The following is a 16,391-nucleotide window of genomic DNA, read 5'->3' as shown; positions in this document are numbered from 1 at the left end:
AAACCGGACACGCAATTTGTAATTAGTTGTTTTCAACGCGGCGGGGACCGCGTCATGCCTGATCGACCCACGTCAGCCAGCCGCCATAGCGGGTGATCTTGAGTCGCAGCGTCGCGGCCAGCGCCGCCCAGGCCTGTTCCGGACGATCGAGCGAAAAAACGCCTTGCACCCGCAGGACGGCGGCGCGTTCGGAAAGGTGCAGCGCGCCGGGCATGTAGGGCCGCAGTGCATCGGCTACCGCGGCCAGCGGCGCGTCCAGGACCTCGATCCGTCCCTCACGCCATGCCGCCAGGGAGGCAGCGCGTTCCGCCGCCAGCGGGCGGATGCCGCTGGCGTCATAGCGGGCCACCTGGCCTTGGGCCAGGTCGAGTTGGTGGCCGGCGCGGGTGGTGATGCGGATCTCGTGCGCCAGCACTGCCGCGACACTGTGGTCGGCTTCCTTGCGTACCATGTACTCGGTTCCGCGGGCCCAGGCGTTGCCATCGTCGGTGGTGACGCAGAACGGACGGTGGGCATCAGGGGCGATGGCAGCGACCACCGCGCCCCGCAGCAAGCGCACACGCCGTACCTGGGGGCTGAATTCGAGCCGGATCTTGCTGCGGGCATCGAGCTCCAGCCGGCTGCCGTCGTCCAGCGAGATCGACAGACGCTGTGCAGTGTCGGTGTGCCAGTCGCCGCGATCCAGCCAGAGGCGGGCACCGAGCCACGCGCCACCGACGCCCACCCCGGCTAGCGCCAGTGTCTTGCCCAGAAACTGGCGGCGGGACGGGCCGCGCGCCAGCAAGTCGCGCACGGCCGAGCCCGGCGTGGCCAACAGGCCGGCCGCGCGTAGCGCCTGCAGCGGCTGGCCGACGCCGGCCTGCAGCGCCTGCCATGCGTCCGCATGCGCGGGCGCCGCCTCACGCCACTGCCGAAAGCGGCTGTGGTCGGCGGCGCTGGCGGTGCCGGAACTGAGCAGCACCATCCATTGCACTGCCTGGCGATCGGCTTCGCGGGTCATGCGCGTTCCTCGCGTTGCACCCGCAGGCAGCGTTCCAGCGCCTGCGCGAAGTGGCGCTGCACTGTGCGTACCGACAGGCCCATGCGCAGGCCGATCTCGGCGTAGGTCAAGCCGTCCAACTGGCTGTACAGAAACACCGCGCGCACGGCGGGCGGCAGGCCGGCCAGCATGGTGTCGACGCGCAGCAGCGTTTCCACCGCCAGGGCCTGGGACTCGGGCGAGGGGGCGCTGTCGGCTGCGTGCAGCGTCAGCCATTGCAGATAGGCTTGCTCCAGTTCGCGGCGCCGCCAGAAGTGGAACAGGAGACGTCGCGCGATGGTGGACAGGTAGGCCTTGGGCTCGGCGATCGGAACCGGTTCTCGGACCGAGGCGACCTGCAGGAAGGTTTCCGAGGCGAGGTCTTCGGCGTCGGCATGATTGCGCAGGCGAAAGCGCAGCCGATCCACCAGCCACGGGCGATAGTCCACATACAGGGAAGCGAGGGCGGAGAAGGCGGACGGCTTTCCCATGGGACATACCAAATGATAATAATAAGTATCATTCAGTATATGGGAAAAACATCCATTCGAGCTATTGCGGCGCACTCGCGCGCCGGGCCGCGCCTGCCTGTATCCTTGCGTCTCCCCATGACTGACGTTGCGAGGACGATGTGCCCACTTCAGGAATGACGGTCCGCGTGCCGTCCTGGCGCTATTTCCCGGTGGCGCTGGCCCTGGTGCTGCCCGTGCTCGGCTGCATCGGCTGGACCTGGCTGCACGCGTTGAGCACCGAACGCGCCGAAGCCGCCACGGCGGGGCGGATCGTGCGCGTGCAGACCGAGCAGATCCTGGCCCGCGCCCTCGATATCCTGCCGCGCGTCACGGCCCTGTCGGCGCAGCCCTGCCAGACCGCGCGCGCCGACCTGTACCGCTGGGGCACGCTCAATCCGTATTTCCGCTCGCTGTTGCTGGTCAAGCAAGAACACATCTATTGCTCGTCGGCCCTGGGCGAGGTGGACTACGAGACCGGCGCGTTCCACCGCTGGCCTGTTGGCACGCCGCCGACGCAATGGTTCGTCAGCGTGGCCGGCACACCGCTGGCGCCCGACCGTTCGGCCCTGCTGCTGGGCATGGCCGGCGAGGACGGCCGGGGCGGCGTGGTGGTGGTTGACGGGCGCTACGTGCAAGACCTGCTCAACGCGGTGTCGTCGCTGGGGGCTTACCAGATGGAGGTCACGTTGGGCGGCGGCGCGCCCATCCGCAACGACGCATGGGGCGGGGCCGCCGTCGAGCGCTTGTTCGAGTCGGCCGCGCCGGTCGCCGGTCGCGGCGACCTGGTCGTCAGGGTGATGGCGCCGGCCGAAACCGTGGTGGAGGCCTGGCAGCAGTTGCTGGTGGGTTATCTGCCGGTGGCCCTGCTGTGCGGCGCGTTGCTGGCGTTCGGCGCCTATCGCCTGCAGGTGAGCCGGCAATCATTCAAGGAGCAACTGCGCCGCGCGATGGCGGCCGACGAATTCCATGTCGAATACCAGCCGGTGTACGGTAACCGCAGCGGCCGTTGCGAGGGCGTCGAGGCGTTGATGCGCTGGACCCGCCCGGGCGTCGGTCCGGTGCGGCCCGACATCTTCATCGCGGCGGCCGAGGCCGACGACATGATCGTGCCGCTGACGCAGCATCTGCTCAGGCTGATCCAGCGCGACATGCAGGGCTGGACCACGCCGCCGGATTTTCACGTCGCCGTGAACGTGGCGCCGGAGCATCTCTCCAGCCCGTCGCTGGTGGCGGATGTGCAGGCTTTCCGCGGCGCCATCCGGCCTTCGCTGATCGTGCTGGAGATCACCGAACGCAGCCTGATCTCGGACGGCGGGCAGGCCCGAAGGAATATCGACACGTTGCGCGAGCGGGGCGTTTTCGTGGCCATCGACGATTTCGGCACGGGGCATTGTTCACTGTCGTACCTGCAGAAGTTCCCGGTCGATTACCTCAAGATCGACAAAGGATTCGTGCACGCGATTGAACCCGGCGGCGAGGAAACGCCCGTGCTCGACGTGATCATCACGCTGTCGCACCGGCTGGGCCTGGCGGTGGTGGCCGAAGGCGTCGAGATGCCGGAGCAGTTCACCTACCTGACGGCGCGCGGTGTGGCATACATCCAGGGCTACCTGTTTGCGCGGCCGATGCGCTCGGCCGACTTCGTCCGTTGGTATGCCGAGAACGCGGCGCGGCCGCCCGTCACGTTATCGGGCAACGTCTAACGTTGCGGCTAGCGCGCAAGGGGCGGCGGGCCTGTAGCCGCGCCCTCGCCGCAAGGGGAGGCCTCAGCCGGCCTTGGCCTGCGGCGCGGCTTTGGCGAAGAACAGTTCGGTGATCGACTGGCTGTCCAGCGGCTCGCCATTGATGGCGCGAGTGAGCAGCTCGGCGCCGAGCAATTGCACCGAGAACACCAGGTCCGGCTGCACCCGGCGGATTTTCTCCAGGTGTTTGCTGGTGTTGACCAGGGCAACGGTCTTGGCGCCCTGGTCACCGGTGGCTTCCTTGGCGGCCAGCACGATGAAGGCATTCTCGGCGTCGTCCTCGCGCAACGCCAGCACGTAGCGCGCGCGGGCCACGCCCGCGCTGCGCAGCACCTCGACGCTGGACGGGTCGCCTTCGATCAGGTCGGTGGCGGGCGGGTATTCCTGCGGCGTACCGGATGGAACGATGACCGTGACCTCATCGCCTCGGCGGCGCAGGCCGTCGTAGACGCTCATGGCCAGGGGAGTGGCGCCGGCGATGATGATGTGGTTTTTTCTCATGGCGTTGGAAAACCGGCCCTTGACCAGCCGTTTCAGGTTGCCGCCGATCACCGGGCCGGCGATCGCGCTGATGGAGGTGGCGAAGACGGTGATGCCAAGGATGATAATCGACGCGGTGAACAGCCGCGCCGCGTTGCTGTGCGGCGTGATGTCGCCATAGCCCACCGTCGACATCGAGACGATCGAGAAGTACAGGGCGGTGGCCGCGTCCCTGATCGGCGGATTGAATTCCTCGCCCATGTAGAGCGTGCCGAAGACCGCGTAGATCAGCAGCGACACCATGCTGACCAGCGCGAACAGCGAGCCCGCGGTGACGCTGGCGCGGTCGAAGCGGCGCCAGTACGCGATCAGCGCGACCACCAGCACCAGCGTATAGATGCCCAGCCCGGCTCGGCCGTCGTGGCCCAGGATGGCGAAGGTGCCGATGCCGATCAGCAGCACCAGCGAGAACGCCCAGGCGATGCGCGCCTTCAGGATCAGTCCGAGCGCGATGATCTGCAGGCCCACGCCCAGCACCAGCCGGGGGATCTCCAGCAGGCCGACTACCCGCATGACGTCATGCCAGTTGTCGAGCGCGAGCCAGAAGGAATACTCGCGGGCGCGCACTTCGCGCAGCACCGGATGCATGAAGGCATATCCATCCAGCGCCACCAGGATGGCGAGGCACCAGTTGGGCGGAACGAGGGCGATGGTGCGGCGCAATCTGCGCGCGGCGCGGGTCAGCAGAGGGGGCATGGCGGGGGCGTCCTTTGACGGCATTCTATCGGCCTGGGCGCGAGGCTCGCTATATCCAATATGTATAGAAGGCTATCAACAAAGAATTACTTGAATTGCGGCCGACGTCCTAAACTTCGTTCATCACGCGGCTATCCGAAAGGAACGCCGCTGATACGGGCGACTAGCCCGCCAGCTGCTAGGGCGGACGAAATCCCCGGGCGTTAATCACGCTGCAGCTTGGGCGGGGACTAGAGACCCCAACCGGGCTCACGGCTAGCCCGTGCGTGAGTTGTACGAGGCACGAATGTTGGAATCGCGTGATCTAGGTAGAAGGCATCAGTGCCGGCTGATGACTCCAGGCTCACGTGTTGTTTTAGCGCGGCGTCTTACCTTCGGGGCAGCGCCGCGTTTTTTTCGCCTGGCGCCAGCCGCCTGGCCCGTAGCGTATCAGTAAGAGGGCGCGTTCGCATCCAGCGTGTAGCGGCGCCAGTCTCCCTGTCCTTCCGGACGACCTTCCTCTCCCCCCTCCCGCGGTTCCAGTTCCAGCGTGATGTCCGCCGCGAACATATAGCCCCAGCCATGCACGGCGCGGATCGGCAGCGTCATGTGATTGGCGGCCGCCTTGCGCCGCAGCCGGCTGATCATGACGTCGACGAAGCGGCGCCGCGTGATGGCGCCGTCGGCGTCCTCGGCGCCGTCCGGATAGAACGCATCGCGGCTGACCTTGCGGTCTGGCGCATTCACCAGTCGGGTCAGAAAATCGCGTTCTCCCGTGGTCAGCCCGAGGCTGTAGCCCCTCGGGCTGATCAGCGTCCAGCCCTTGTTGACCAGCCGCCAGGCTTCCTGCTGCGGCTCGTCGGCGGCGCTGTCGGCCATATGGTCGGACATGTCCAGGCCCACCGCGCGCCGCACCAGCGCCTGCAGCACGGCCGCCAGTTCCAGGCCGGTGACATCGGGCGGCAGGCAGGCATCGGCGCCACAGAGCAGGGTGCGGATGCGGCTTTCTTCGCTGCCGAAGGGCGCAATCGCAACGATCCCCAGGCCGCGGTCGATGGCGCGCAACCGCACGGCGGCATTGTGGATGTCGGGCAGCGGCGCTTCCAGGATGATCAGCGGGCTCGGGCGCCGGGAATAGCGGTCGTAGACGTCGGCCAGGTCATGGCAGCGGCGCACGCTGAATCCAAGGTGCGACAGGGCTTCGACCAGCCGGGCATGCCTGGCGTCTTCCAGGCCGAGAAAGATGACGTCCAGCGTATTGTTCATGGATGCCCGCCTGCGCCTGCGTTGCGTGTCATGCCCCTCTCCCTCTGCTGCGCCATGATGTGGCGGCATCTGGCGATGTTGTCTGATGGCGGGCGAAGGTCTGAACTGTTGATCCGTGCCGGGGCCACGGCCCGCTGAGGCTACGGTCGGGGTCTGAGACGGCGCCTGGCTTGAGCGCGCTGCGCGCAGGCCGCCGATGATCCGATTCCGCATGGAAGTCACGCCCGTGTTTCATTTAAACACGGGCGTGTTTTTTTGTGAAGATACGTTTCTGTAGTTTCTGCTGGTAACAGTGGTCTCGCCGCATAACCCCGCGAAGCCCTTGAAACACTGTTTTTTTATGCAGTTGCGACAATAAAATATTAAGTATTACCGATACATTATTTTCTATTTTTAATCGGTGAATACCCATAAACTCGGGCCGGCTTTTAATCCCCGGCCTGGCGGTTGCGGACCTTGGAGGAGGCGGGCGGGAGCGGGGGCGACGCCAGCGCGCAAACCGATGATAGCAAGGGGTTTTTTTGATCCGCCGCAGGTCCTGGCGCTGGCCGCGGGTGGCGCGCCGCAACGGGCGGCGGAGCGCGCAGCGATTTACGGATTAGCCCCGGAATTGGGGTGTAATCCCTTTCTTTGGCGGCAGTATTGAGATGTTTTAATCAAATAAATAAATTCATATTAATGTCTCAGGTTGATCGATTGGACACGTTTAGCCATCGTCTGCGCACTGCAAGAATGCTTCAGGGATGGACACAGAAAGACTTGGCGGTCGCGAGCAACCTGTCGCAAAGCGCTATCGGCAACTATGAGAGCGGCCAACGCCAGCAGCCCTCCAGCGACGCGCTCATCAAGCTGACGCGAGCGCTGCGGGTCAATCCCATGTGGCTCAGCACCGGCGAAGGGCCGATGCTCAACCCCGGTTATGCCGAGCCCGCCATGAATGCGAGCAATCATCCCGAGCAGCCGCCCTGGCCGTTCGAGACGGTGTCGTACGCGACCTATGCGCGCCTGAGCCAACAGGAAAAGCGCCAGATCGAACAGGTGCTGGCGGCCTACATCAAGGCGCGCGGCGAATAGTCCCCACGGCGGTGGCGGCGGCGCGCCGTCGCGGCGTTTTCCTGCGCGCCGCTTCGGGCGCGTTGCCCGCGTCCGTCGCCGCTGGCGGCTGCGTCGTGCGCAGGCGCCGGCGCAGGCGTTCCACCGGATCGGCGATCAGGCTGTTGAGCAACGCGGCAAAGCCGATACAGCCGGTCACCACCAGGGCCGTGAACATGGCGGGCTGGCGCAGTTGCGCGCCGTCGAGCAGCCAGCCGAAAAAAAGAATGACCAGCGCGTGGCCAATGTAGATCGGGTAGCTGAGTTCGCCGATGGCCTTGTCCAGCCGATGGCGCGCCTGGAACAGGAAGGCCAGCGGCAGCAGCGCCGCGAACAGCAGCACCGCGAGGCCGTCGCGCAGCGTATGCGGCATGCCGATCGAAAAATGCACCAGCACGTACAGCGTCAGCAGGCCGGTGCCCAGCTCGGGCAGCCAGGCGACGCGGCGGCTCCAGGCCTGCCAGCGCGGCAGCAGCATCTGGTGCGACAGCGATCCCGCCAGGAACAGCGCCAGTTCCGTGGGGAAAAAGCGGTAGGTCCACGGGTCGCTCAGGCCGATGCCGCTGGCGATCAGCGCCACGCGCAGCGCCAGGGACGCCGCCAGCAGGACCAGCAGGCGCCGGGGCGAATGCAGCACGAAGGGGGCGATCAGGTAGAAGCTCATCTCGACGCCCAGCGTCCAGGCCTGCGGCACCAGCAGGCCCTGGTACAGCGGCACGTCGCTGCGGGCGAAGCTGCCGGTGAAGGCCAGCGCGCCGTGGTCGATACCGAAGAACATCAGCCAGTCCTGGCCCAGGATCAACAGATTCGACAGCGCCAGGAACAGCGTGGCGGCCAGCGGCAGGCCGTCGTAAACGCGCCAGAACCCCTCGCCGCCGACGGCATAGGCCAGCAGCGTCAATACGGCCACGGCCAGGTAGATCGGGTACAGGCGCAGCGCGCGGTTGGCGTAGAACCGGCCGGGCGCGTCGCGGTAGTGGTCAGTGGCGGTCAGCACATAGGAGATCAGAAAGCCCGATATCACGTAGAAAAGCTGCACCGCGAGGCGCCCGCCCACCAGCCAGTCGGTCGCGCCGCCGCCCAGGTGATCCAGGACGACGGACAGCGCCAGCAAAGTTCTCAGCATGCCCATCGCCGTGTCTCCGGAAATTGTCTTGGTCGTCAGCCGGGCCGTTGCCGGCCGGGCGCGAGGCGTCAGCCGATTCTGCGCGCCACGGCGGCCCGCCGCCATGCGGCATACGATGCACCCCTTCCAGCGCGCGGCGTAGCGCGCCTCGCCCCGCGTGCAGCTTTGGGATTCGGCTGTCGGGAGGAGGGCACGGGACGTGCTGAGCCCATGCGGTTACAGTCGAGGCTGTGTCTTTTCAGGAGTGCTGTCCATGTTTACCTTCCTGTCTACGCCTTGCCGCCTGGTCGGCGCCGGAATGCTGGCCATGGCGCTGGCCGGCTGCGCCGGATCGACCGGAGGCGCGCGCGCCGAGGGCGCCGCCGCCGCCAACGCGGCCAGCAGCGCGGATTCACTGGCCCAGACCAGTTGGGAGCTGGTGCGCTGGACGCAGTCCGGCGGCGCCCTGCGCGAGATTCCGCATGGCGACAACGGCGAGCCGATCCGCCTGACCTTCCTGGCGCAGGGCAAGCAATACCGGGTCGAAGGCTTTTCGGGCTGCAATCGCTACATGGGCAGCTACAAGCTGCAAAGCGGCAAGCTGGCGATCGACGCGCCCGCCGCCACGCGCATGGCGTGCGTGCCGGCGGCCCGCGCCGCGCTCGAAAGCGACTACCTGCGCGGGCTGGGCGCGATCGACACGTTCACGCTGGACAGCGGCGGCGCGCCGCGCCACCTGACCTTCAACCTGCGTGGTGGCGACGTGCTGGAATTCGAGCGGCGCCAGGACCCGCCGACGCCCTGACGCCGGATCCCGTGCGTGGCGCCCGTCCAGGACGTGGATGGCGCCCCGGAGCGGACCGAGGCAACCGCGCCCTTCCCGTGACCTCCAGGGAATGTGCAGGTGTTTCAGTATGTTTTCCGGCGCCGGGCGGGCGGCCGTGCCGCGCCTACAATTGGCGCTGCCGGCCGTCCGGCGGGCGCGCCGCGGCGCGCATCCTGGTTTCTTGCGGGAGAGATTTGCATGTCCTTGTCCACTTCCTGGCGCTGGATCGCGCCTTGCGCGCTCGGCCTGACGCTGGCGGCCTGCGCGGCGCCGCCACGCACCGCCGACGGACGCGACCCGCGCTTCCAGCCGGCCGCCGCCTCCGACGTGCTGGCGCAGACCAACTGGGACCTGGCGCGCTGGACCCGCCCCGGCGGCGCGCTGCGCGAGATCCCGCATCCGTCCTCCAATTCGGTGCCGCTGACCATCGGCTTCATCCATGACCAGGGCGCCACGCGGGCCACCGGTTTCGCCGGCTGCAATACCTACAGCGCGCCCTACACCGTCGCCAACGGCCAGTTGATCATCCCGTCCAACCCCGTGGCGACGATGAAGGCCTGCGCGCCGGTCAACATGAAGCTCGAACAGGAATTCCTGGCCAGCCTGACGCGCATCACCGCCACCTCGTTCGACAACACCAGCAATCCGCAGCGCATGACCTGGGCCTTGAGCAACGGCGACACGCTGGATTTTGGCCGCCGTCTCGATCCGGTCGCCGGCGGCCAGGTGGGCGCGACCAAGCTGGTCTACGTCAACGCCGAACGCGTGCCGTGCAACGCCGGCGCCGGCCGCGCCATGTGCTACCAGGTGCGCGACACGCCGACGCAGCCGTGGCAGCTCTGGTACGGCGACATCACCGGCTTCAATTTCCAGCCCGGCATCCGCTATCGCCTGCGCGTGGTCGAGGTCAGGGACCCGAATCCGCCGGCCGACGCCTCGGGCCTGCGCTGGGTGCTGGATACGGTGGTGGAACAGGAAATCGTGCGGCGCTGAGCCGGGAGGGCGGGGCCCGCGCTTGACCCGCGACAAGCGGGCCGCGCGGGGCAGCGATTACTATTACGGCCTTCGCCGTTTTTCGCCCCGCTTTGCCATGTCTTCCGTCGTCAATATCGCCGCCTACAAATTCGTCTCGCTGGACGCGCTGCCCGAGCTGCGCGCGCGGCTATTGGCCGAGGCCGGGGCGGCGGGCCTGAAGGGCACCATCCTGCTGGCGGAGGAAGGCATCAACCTGTTCCTGGCGGGCGCGGCCGATGGCATCGACACTTTCCTGCGCGGCTTGCGCGGCGACGCCCGCTTCGCCGACCTGGAAGTGAAGTTCAGCCACAGTGAGCAAGTGCCGTTCCGCAAGCTGCTGGTGAAGATCAAGCGCGAAATCATCCGCATGAACCACCCGGCGATCCGGCCCGAGGCCGGCCGCGCGCCGGGTGTGGATGCGAAGACGCTGGCGCGCTGGCTGGAGCAGGGGACCGACGACAGCGGCCGTCCGGTGGTCATGCTGGATACGCGCAATGCCTTTGAAGTCGACGAGGGCACCTTTCGCGACGCCATCGACTGGCGCATCGACCGCTTCACGCAGTTCCCGGCGGCGGTGCAGGCGCATCGCGCCGAGCTGGAAGGCAAGACCGTGGTCAGCTTCTGCACAGGCGGCATCCGCTGCGAGAAGGCCGCCATCTACATGAACGAAGCCGGCATCGACAACGTCTACCAGCTCGACGGCGGCATCCTCAAGTACTTCGAGGAAACCGGCGGCCCGGGGTTCGACGGCAAGTGCTTCGTGTTCGACGAGCGCATCTCGCTCGACCCGGCGCTGGCGCCGAGCAAGAATTGATTCCGTCCCGCGAGGACCGGCGCGCCGCCGCCGCATGAAAAAAAGCCCGCAGATTGCGGGCTTTTTCGCATGGCTCGGGTGTGCGGATCAGCGCACGCGCATGCCGGGCTTGGCGCCGGGGAACGGCTCCAGCACGTAGATGCCGGCGTCCACCGCCTCGTCGGCATGGCTGGCGGCCAGCACCATGCCTTCCGAGACGCCGAACTTCATCTTGCGCGGCGCCAGGTTGGCGACCATGACGGTCAGCTTGCCGATCAGGTCTTCGGGCTGGTAGGCCGACTTGATGCCGGAGAAGACGTTGCGGTGGCGGCCTTCGCCCACGTCCAGCGTCAGGCGCAGCAGCTTGGTCGAGCCTTCGACGTGCTCGCAGTTGACGATCTGCGCGATGCGCAGGTCGACGCGGGCGAAGTCGTCGATCGAGATGGTCTCGGCCAGCGGCTCGCCGCCGGGGACCACGGCGGGGGCGGCGGGCGGCTCGAACAGGTCTTCCAGCATCTGCGGCTCGACGCGCTGCATCAGGTGCTTGAACGGCGCCACGCGCTGCGGCAGCACGGCGGCGTCGGCCCAGGTGAAGTCGGCCTCGGCGGCGAACAGTTCGCGCGCGACGCGCTCGGCCAGGGCCGGCAGCACCGGCGCCAGCATCACCGACAGGGCCTTGAAGCCGGCCAGCGAACGCGAGCAGATGTCCTGCAGCGCGGCCTTCTGCGCCTCGTCGGCGGTGGCGATGCCCTTGGCCAACACCCACGGCTGTGCCGTGTCGAACGCCTGGTTGATGCGGTCGGCGTAGGCCATGATCTCGCGGATGGCGCGGTTGTACTCGCGCGCCTCGAAGGCGGCGCGGATCGACTCGGCCTGCGCGGCGTATTCGGCCGACAGCGCGGCGGTGTCGCCCGCATAGGCCAGCTTGCCGTCGAAGTGCTTGGTGATGAAGCTGGCGGCGCGGCTGGCGATGTTGACGTACTTGCCGACCAGGTCGCTGTTGACGCGGGCGATGAAGTCCTCAGGGTTGAAGTCCATGTCCTCGACCCGGGCGTTCAGCTTGGCGGCGATGTAATAGCGCATCCACTCGGCGTTCATGCCGAGTTCCAGGTAGCGCAGCGGCGAGATGCCGGTGCCGCGGCTCTTGGACATCTTTTCGCCGCTGACGGTGATGAAGCCGTGCACATTGACCGCGTCCGGCGTCTTGCGGCCGGCGAACTTCAGCATCGCGGGCCAGAACAGCGCGTGGAAATAGACGATGTCCTTGCCGATGAAGTGGACCTGCTCGGTGCTGCCGGCCGGGTCGAGCAGGGCGTCGAAGTCCAGCCCTTTGACCGCGCAGTACGACTTCAGCGAGGCCAGGTAGCCCACCGGCGCGTCCAGCCAGACGTAGAAGTACTTGCCCGGCGCGTCCGGGATCTCGATGCCGAAATAGGGCGCGTCGCGCGAGATGTCCCAGTCGCCCAGCTTGGCCTCGCCGTCCTCGGCGCCCAGCCATTCGCGGGTCTTGGCCAGCATTTCGGGCTGCAGGTGCTTGCCGCCGTGGGCGTTGCTGCCGGTGGTCCATTGCTGCAGGAATTCGACGCAGCGCGGATCCGACAGCTTGAAGAAGAAGTGATCCGACGACTTCAGCACCGGCGTGGCGCCGGTCAGGGCCGAGTACGGATTGATCAGGTCGGTGGGCGCGTAGACGGCGCCGCAGACCTCGCACGAATCGCCGTACTGGTCCTTGGCGTGGCACTTGGGGCATTCGCCCTTGATGTAGCGGTCGGCCAGGAACATGCCCTTGACCGGGTCGTAGAACTGCTCGATGGAGCGGGTCTCGATCAGGTCTTGCGCCTTGAGCGCGCGGTAGATGTCCTGCGACAGCGCGACGTTCTCGGGCGAATCGGTGGTGTGCCAGTGGTCGAAGCGGATGTGGAAGCCGTTCAGGTACTGCGGGCGCTCGGCGGCGTAGCGCGCCACCAGGGCCTGCGGCGTGATGCCTTCTTTCTCGGCCTTCAGCATGATCGGCGCGCCGTGCGCGTCGTCGGCGCCCACGAAGTGCACCGTGTGGCCCGCCATTCGCATCGAACGAACCCAGATGTCGGCCTGGATGTACTCCATGATGTGGCCGATGTGGAAGGATCCGTTGGCGTAGGGCAGCGCAGTGGTGACAAAGAGGGTGCGAGACATGGTTGTCGGTCGAGGTTGAGGGGAAAAATGGGTTGGCCGGCCATTTTAGGGCAATGGCGGCGATGCGCCCGCAGGGCGGGGGACGGGCCCCTTGAAACGACACAACCCGCCGGTCGCGCACGCGGGCGCCAGGCGGGTTGGGGAACAGCGAGCCGGTCGTTCGGCCACGAGCGCGCGGCGCGGGCCGCCGCGGGAGGCGGCGGGCGCCGGCGATGCCGCGCTCAGCGGATCTCGCGGGCCTCGACGTCGATCACGTCGCCGCGCGGCTGCGTGGCGAACGGGGCGGTGGCGGACTGGAACGGGCCCGGACGGTCACCCTGCCGCTGGCTCCAGTAGGCGCGCACGCCGAAAGGCTTGCCGCGCACCTTGGCGACCACGTACAGGATCGCCACGGCGATCGCCGTGGACAGCATGAAGACCAGCGCCATTGCCATGCCGATCAGGGCCAGGGCGGCGAATAAGACGGCTCGGAAGAAGCGGATAAGAGTATTGGTCATGTAGGTCGGATGCAAAACGCAGCGAAAGGTTCCCGTGTATCCGCTATCCTTTAGGGGATGGCGGCCCGCAGACGCCGCGCTGCCTACGGAACCATAGTGACATGAGTATAACGATAGAACACCTGCGCGCCGCCCTGCGCGCCGCGCACGACCCCAATACCGGCCTGGACCTGGGTGTATCTGTAAGAGATCGTGACATCCAGATCGATGGCGGCCGCGTCGCCGTGGCGCTGGAACTGGGCTATCCGGCCGACGCCGTCCGCGACCAGGTGCGCGAGATCGCCGTGGCGGCGCTGGCCGCCGCCGGCGCGCCCGGCGCCCAGGTGAGCGTGTCCTGGAAGGTGGCCGCGCATGCCGTGCAGAAGGGGCTCAAGCCGCTGCCCAATGTGCGCAACATTATTGCGGTCGCCTCCGGCAAGGGCGGCGTGGGCAAGAGCACCACGGCCGTGAACCTCGCGCTGGCCCTGGCCGCCGAGGGCGCCAAGGTCGGCCTGCTGGACGCCGACATCTACGGCCCCAGCGTGCCGACCATGCTGGGCGTCTCGGGCCGTCCCGAGAGCCTGGACAACAAAAGCATGGAGCCCCTGACCGGCCATGGCCTGCAGGCCAACTCCATCGGTTTCCTGATCGATGCCGACTCGCCCGCCATCTGGCGCGGCCCGATGGTGACCCAGGCGCTCGAACAATTGCTGCGCCAGACCAACTGGCGCGACCTGGACTACCTGATCGTCGACATGCCGCCGGGCACCGGCGACGTGGCGCTGACGCTGGCGCAGAAGGTGCCGGTGGTGGGCGCGGTCATCGTCACCACGCCGCAGGATGTCGCGCTGCTGGACGCGCGCAAGGGCCTGCGCATGTTCCAGAAGGTCGAGGTGCCGATCCTGGGCGTGGTCGAGAACATGGCCATTCACATCTGCTCGCAATGCGGCCATGCCGAGCACATCTTCGGCGAAGGCGGCGGCCAGCGCATGGCCGAGCAGTACGGCACGCCCTGGCTGGGCAGCCTGCCGTTGACGCTGGCGATCCGCGAGCTGACCGACGCCGGCACCCCCACCGTGGTGGCCGATCCTGGCAGCGAAGCGGCGGGCCTGTACCGCGCCATCGCCCGTAAACTCGCGGCCGGCGTTGCGGCGCTGCCCCGTGACATGGCCGGGAAATTCCCGTCCATCGTCGTGCAGCAGCCGTCGTAACGCATGCGGTGGGCGGCCCGGGCCTTCTTGGCTGGACTTTGCGTAGTGGCGGGCGAGGCGGTGGCCAAGCGCCCGGAAATCATCGTGGACCCCGGCGGCGTGCCGCCGGCGGCGCTGCAGGCGATCACCGAGGCGGTGGGCGCCATCGCGCGCCTGGCTGAAGACCAGGACGGCGGCGAAATCAACCGCCTGCGGCGCCGCGCCCGCGACGCCACGCTGGCCGCGCTGGCCACCCAGGGCTACTTCTCGCCCACCGTCACGCTCGAGGCAGGGACCGACATCGGCGGCGAAACCTGGGACATCGGCATCGTGCCGGGCAAGCGCACCACGGTGTCGTCGGTCGACCTGACCTTCACCGGCCGCATCACGCGGCCGGAATACGCGCAGCGCGTGCAGAAGCTGCGCGACGACTGGCTGCTCAAACCGGGCCAGCCGTTCATCAACGCCGACTGGAACAAGGCCAAGTCCACCCTGCTGGACGAGACCTCGGTGCGCGACTTCATGCTGGCCCGCATGACGGCCTCCGAGGCCGACGTGCAGGCCGACACGGCCTCGGCCGCCCTGCGCGTCACCATCGACAGCGGGCCGCAGGTGCGCATGGGCGAACTGAGCACCGAGGGCCTGGAGCGGGTGCCGCCCAAGCTCATCACCCGCTACGTGCGCTATTCGCCGGGTTCGCCCTATGACCAGAACCGCCTGGACGAATGGCAGCAGGACCTGCAGTCCACGGCCTTTTTTCGCGGCGCCTTCGTGGCGTTGCGGCAGCCGGGCAGCGACGCGCAGACGACGGAGCCGTTGTCCGACCGGGCCCGCGCGCCGGGCGCGGCCAACGCCGCCGAGGCCGCGCCTGCGGGCGATCCGGTGGTGTCCGGCGCCATGCCGCCGGCGCCGCCCGCCTACGATTCCGACGGCGAGGTGACGCTGCCGGTGCAGGTGCGCGTGGTCGAGGCGCCGCCCAAGCGTTTCTCGGCCTCGATCGGCGTCGACGACGAAGCCGGCGTGCGGCTGGAATCGCTCTACCGCCAGAACGTGGTGTTCGGCCAGCCTGTGACAATGGAGTCGGGGTTCAGCGTGGACCGGCTGCAGCAGCGCGTCTACACCGACATCCTGCTGCCCCCGACCGAGCGCGGCTACAAGGATTCCGTCGGGGTGCTGGCGCAGCATTCCGACATCCAGGGCCTGGCGGTGACCCGCTATGCCCTGGGCGCCACCCGCAGCCAGGAGCGCCAGGGCGCCGGCGACAGCCGGGTCACCTACGAAACCCGCTGGGGCCTGCTGCTGGCGCACGATGACGTCAAGATCGACGGCGGCGACGAATATTCGCTGCCCACGCTGACCGCCACCGGCGAGTGGCTGCGGCGCGACGTGGACAACAAGTACGATCCGCGCGAGGGCAACCTGATCGCGCTGGGCGGCGGCGTGGGCGTGACGCTGGATACCGGCGAGCCTTACACCCGAGCGCGTTTCCGTGCCCAGAAGTGGTGGCCGATCGGCAAGCTGGACGTGCTGACCGTGCGCGGCGAGGTCGGCCGCGTCTGGGCCAACGGCAATGTCCAGGTGCCGGACGACTTCGGCTTCCGCACCGGCGGCGCGCGTTCGATACGCGGCTACAAGTACCAGAGCATCGGCCTCAAGCGCGACAAGGCCATCGTTGGGGCGCCCACGCTGGTGGTCGGCAGCATCGAGTACGACCATTACTTCAACGAACGCTGGGGCATGGGCGTGTTCGTCGATGCGGGCGACGCGGCGCAGTCGTTCGGCGACATGTCGCTGGCGGTCGGCTACGGCGTGGGCGCGCGGGTGCGCACGCCGGCCGGCCCGCTGTTCCTGGACGTGGCCTACGGCCAGCGCGAGCGCGACCTGCGCCTGCACTTCTCGCTGGGGATCGCGTTTTGACGGGGCTGCGCCGGTTCCTGCGCCATGTGCTGGTCTGGTGGTTGCCCGGG

14 protein-coding genes are annotated in these 16,391 nt (G+C 67.7%); 7 read left to right on the top strand and 7 right to left on the bottom strand.

Features of this window, described 5'->3' with window-relative positions; genetic code table 11:
* Nucleotides 1-52: 52 nt before the first annotated feature.
* Together AAID08_RS25335 and AAID08_RS25330 are read right to left on the bottom strand one after the other, a co-directional pair.
* A complete protein-coding gene (locus AAID08_RS25335; RefSeq protein ID WP_372416675.1) occupies nucleotides 53-1,000 on the bottom strand; it encodes a FecR domain-containing protein in 948 nt (315 codons plus the stop codon).
* Nucleotides 997-1,509, bottom strand: a complete 513-nt coding sequence (locus AAID08_RS25330) for a sigma-70 family RNA polymerase sigma factor (RefSeq protein WP_054500629.1) — start codon at nucleotides 1,507-1,509, stop codon at nucleotides 997-999. Before AAID08_RS25330 ends, AAID08_RS25335 begins: the two co-directional genes overlap by 4 nt.
* Nucleotides 1,510-1,649: 140 nt before the next feature.
* On the opposite strand from AAID08_RS25330, the gene AAID08_RS25325 reads away from it, so the two are divergent.
* On the top strand, nucleotides 1,650-3,233 hold the full coding sequence (locus AAID08_RS25325) for an EAL domain-containing protein (RefSeq protein WP_336234780.1): 1,584 nt from the start codon (nucleotides 1,650-1,652) through the stop codon (nucleotides 3,231-3,233).
* A gap of 63 nt (nucleotides 3,234-3,296) precedes the next feature.
* Here AAID08_RS25325 and kch read toward each other — a convergent pair whose 3' ends face one another.
* Nucleotides 3,297-4,496 carry a voltage-gated potassium channel protein gene (gene kch, locus AAID08_RS25320; RefSeq protein ID WP_395757844.1) on the bottom strand — a complete coding sequence of 400 codons (1,200 nt, stop codon included), beginning with the start codon at nucleotides 4,494-4,496 and terminating at the stop codon, nucleotides 3,297-3,299.
* Between the two features lie 441 nt (nucleotides 4,497-4,937).
* On the bottom strand, nucleotides 4,938-5,753 hold the full coding sequence (locus AAID08_RS25315) for a response regulator transcription factor (RefSeq protein WP_064528617.1): 816 nt from the start codon (nucleotides 5,751-5,753) through the stop codon (nucleotides 4,938-4,940).
* Between the two features lie 732 nt (nucleotides 5,754-6,485).
* On the opposite strand from AAID08_RS25315, the gene AAID08_RS25310 reads away from it, so the two are divergent.
* On the top strand, nucleotides 6,486-6,827 hold the full coding sequence (locus tag AAID08_RS25310) for a helix-turn-helix domain-containing protein (RefSeq protein ID WP_054500632.1): 342 nt from the start codon (nucleotides 6,486-6,488) through the stop codon (nucleotides 6,825-6,827).
* Here AAID08_RS25310 and AAID08_RS25305 read toward each other — a convergent pair.
* On the bottom strand, nucleotides 6,808-7,971 hold the full coding sequence (locus AAID08_RS25305) for an acyltransferase (RefSeq protein ID WP_332909708.1): 1,164 nt from the start codon (nucleotides 7,969-7,971) through the stop codon (nucleotides 6,808-6,810). The genes AAID08_RS25310 and AAID08_RS25305 overlap by 20 nt on opposite strands.
* A gap of 253 nt (nucleotides 7,972-8,224) precedes the next feature.
* Here AAID08_RS25305 and AAID08_RS25300 point away from each other — a divergent pair, with 253 nt between their 5' ends.
* The 3 genes from AAID08_RS25300 (at nucleotide 8,225) to AAID08_RS25290 (ending at nucleotide 10,604) form a co-directional block, all read left to right on the top strand.
* Nucleotides 8,225-8,755, top strand: coding sequence for an META domain-containing protein (locus AAID08_RS25300; RefSeq protein WP_054500634.1), 531 nt, complete (start codon nucleotides 8,225-8,227; stop codon nucleotides 8,753-8,755).
* Between the two features lie 219 nt (nucleotides 8,756-8,974).
* Complete coding sequence (locus tag AAID08_RS25295) at nucleotides 8,975-9,769, top strand: META and DUF4377 domain-containing protein (RefSeq protein WP_064528616.1); 795 nt, start codon at nucleotides 8,975-8,977, stop codon at nucleotides 9,767-9,769.
* Nucleotides 9,770-9,866: 97 nt separating this feature from the next.
* On the top strand, nucleotides 9,867-10,604 hold the full coding sequence (locus AAID08_RS25290) for a sulfurtransferase (RefSeq protein WP_395757057.1): 738 nt from the start codon (nucleotides 9,867-9,869) through the stop codon (nucleotides 10,602-10,604).
* Nucleotides 10,605-10,691: 87 nt separating this feature from the next.
* Here AAID08_RS25290 and metG read toward each other — a convergent pair whose 3' ends face one another.
* Together metG and AAID08_RS25280 are read right to left on the bottom strand one after the other, a co-directional pair.
* On the bottom strand, nucleotides 10,692-12,758 hold the full coding sequence (gene metG, locus AAID08_RS25285) for a methionine--tRNA ligase (RefSeq protein ID WP_395757056.1): 2,067 nt from the start codon (nucleotides 12,756-12,758) through the stop codon (nucleotides 10,692-10,694).
* Between the two features lie 221 nt (nucleotides 12,759-12,979).
* Nucleotides 12,980-13,255 carry a hypothetical protein gene (locus AAID08_RS25280; RefSeq protein ID WP_395757055.1) on the bottom strand — a complete coding sequence of 92 codons (276 nt, stop codon included), beginning with the start codon at nucleotides 13,253-13,255 and terminating at the stop codon, nucleotides 12,980-12,982.
* Nucleotides 13,256-13,356: 101 nt separating this feature from the next.
* On the opposite strand from AAID08_RS25280, the gene apbC reads away from it, so the two are divergent.
* Complete coding sequence (gene apbC / locus AAID08_RS25275; protein WP_395757054.1) at nucleotides 13,357-14,445, top strand: iron-sulfur cluster carrier protein ApbC; 1,089 nt, start codon at nucleotides 13,357-13,359, stop codon at nucleotides 14,443-14,445.
* Nucleotides 14,446-14,448: 3 nt separating this feature from the next.
* Entirely contained in the window at nucleotides 14,449-16,341 is a 1,893-nt protein-coding gene (locus AAID08_RS25270) for an autotransporter assembly complex family protein (protein ID WP_144655559.1), read from the top strand.
* The last annotated feature ends 50 nt before the right edge of the window (nucleotides 16,342-16,391 follow it).

Origin of the sequence: Achromobacter sp. EB05, assembly GCF_044232075.1 — a bacterium.
GTDB lineage: Bacteria > Pseudomonadota > Gammaproteobacteria > Burkholderiales > Burkholderiaceae_B > Achromobacter > Achromobacter dolens.
The sequence above is the reverse complement of the archived record's forward strand: the minus strand, read 5'-3'. Positions and strand labels throughout refer to the sequence as shown.

Bases quoted from the DNA above. Each gene is read 5' to 3' on its own strand.
- AAID08_RS25330 (WP_054500629.1), bottom strand. From the start codon at position 1,509: ATGGGAAAGCCGTCCGCCTTCTCCGCCCTCGCTTCCCTGTATGTGGAC.
- AAID08_RS25280 (WP_395757055.1), bottom strand. From the start codon at position 13,255: ATGACCAATACTCTTATCCGCTTCTTCCGAGCCGTCTTATTCGCCGCC.
- AAID08_RS25305 (WP_332909708.1), bottom strand. From the start codon at position 7,971: ATGCTGAGAACTTTGCTGGCGCTGTCCGTCGTCCTGGATCACCTGGGC.
- AAID08_RS25335 (WP_372416675.1), bottom strand. From the start codon at position 1,000: ATGACCCGCGAAGCCGATCGCCAGGCAGTGCAATGGATGGTGCTGCTC.
- AAID08_RS25295 (WP_064528616.1), top strand. From the start codon at position 8,975: ATGTCCTTGTCCACTTCCTGGCGCTGGATCGCGCCTTGCGCGCTCGGC.
- AAID08_RS25315 (WP_064528617.1), bottom strand. From the start codon at position 5,753: ATGAACAATACGCTGGACGTCATCTTTCTCGGCCTGGAAGACGCCAGG.
- AAID08_RS25270 (WP_144655559.1), top strand. From the start codon at position 14,449: ATGCGGTGGGCGGCCCGGGCCTTCTTGGCTGGACTTTGCGTAGTGGCG.
- apbC (WP_395757054.1), top strand. From the start codon at position 13,357: ATGAGTATAACGATAGAACACCTGCGCGCCGCCCTGCGCGCCGCGCAC.
- metG (WP_395757056.1), bottom strand. From the start codon at position 12,758: ATGTCTCGCACCCTCTTTGTCACCACTGCGCTGCCCTACGCCAACGGA.
- AAID08_RS25310 (WP_054500632.1), top strand. From the start codon at position 6,486: ATGCTTCAGGGATGGACACAGAAAGACTTGGCGGTCGCGAGCAACCTG.
- AAID08_RS25290 (WP_395757057.1), top strand. From the start codon at position 9,867: ATGTCTTCCGTCGTCAATATCGCCGCCTACAAATTCGTCTCGCTGGAC.
- AAID08_RS25300 (WP_054500634.1), top strand. From the start codon at position 8,225: ATGTTTACCTTCCTGTCTACGCCTTGCCGCCTGGTCGGCGCCGGAATG.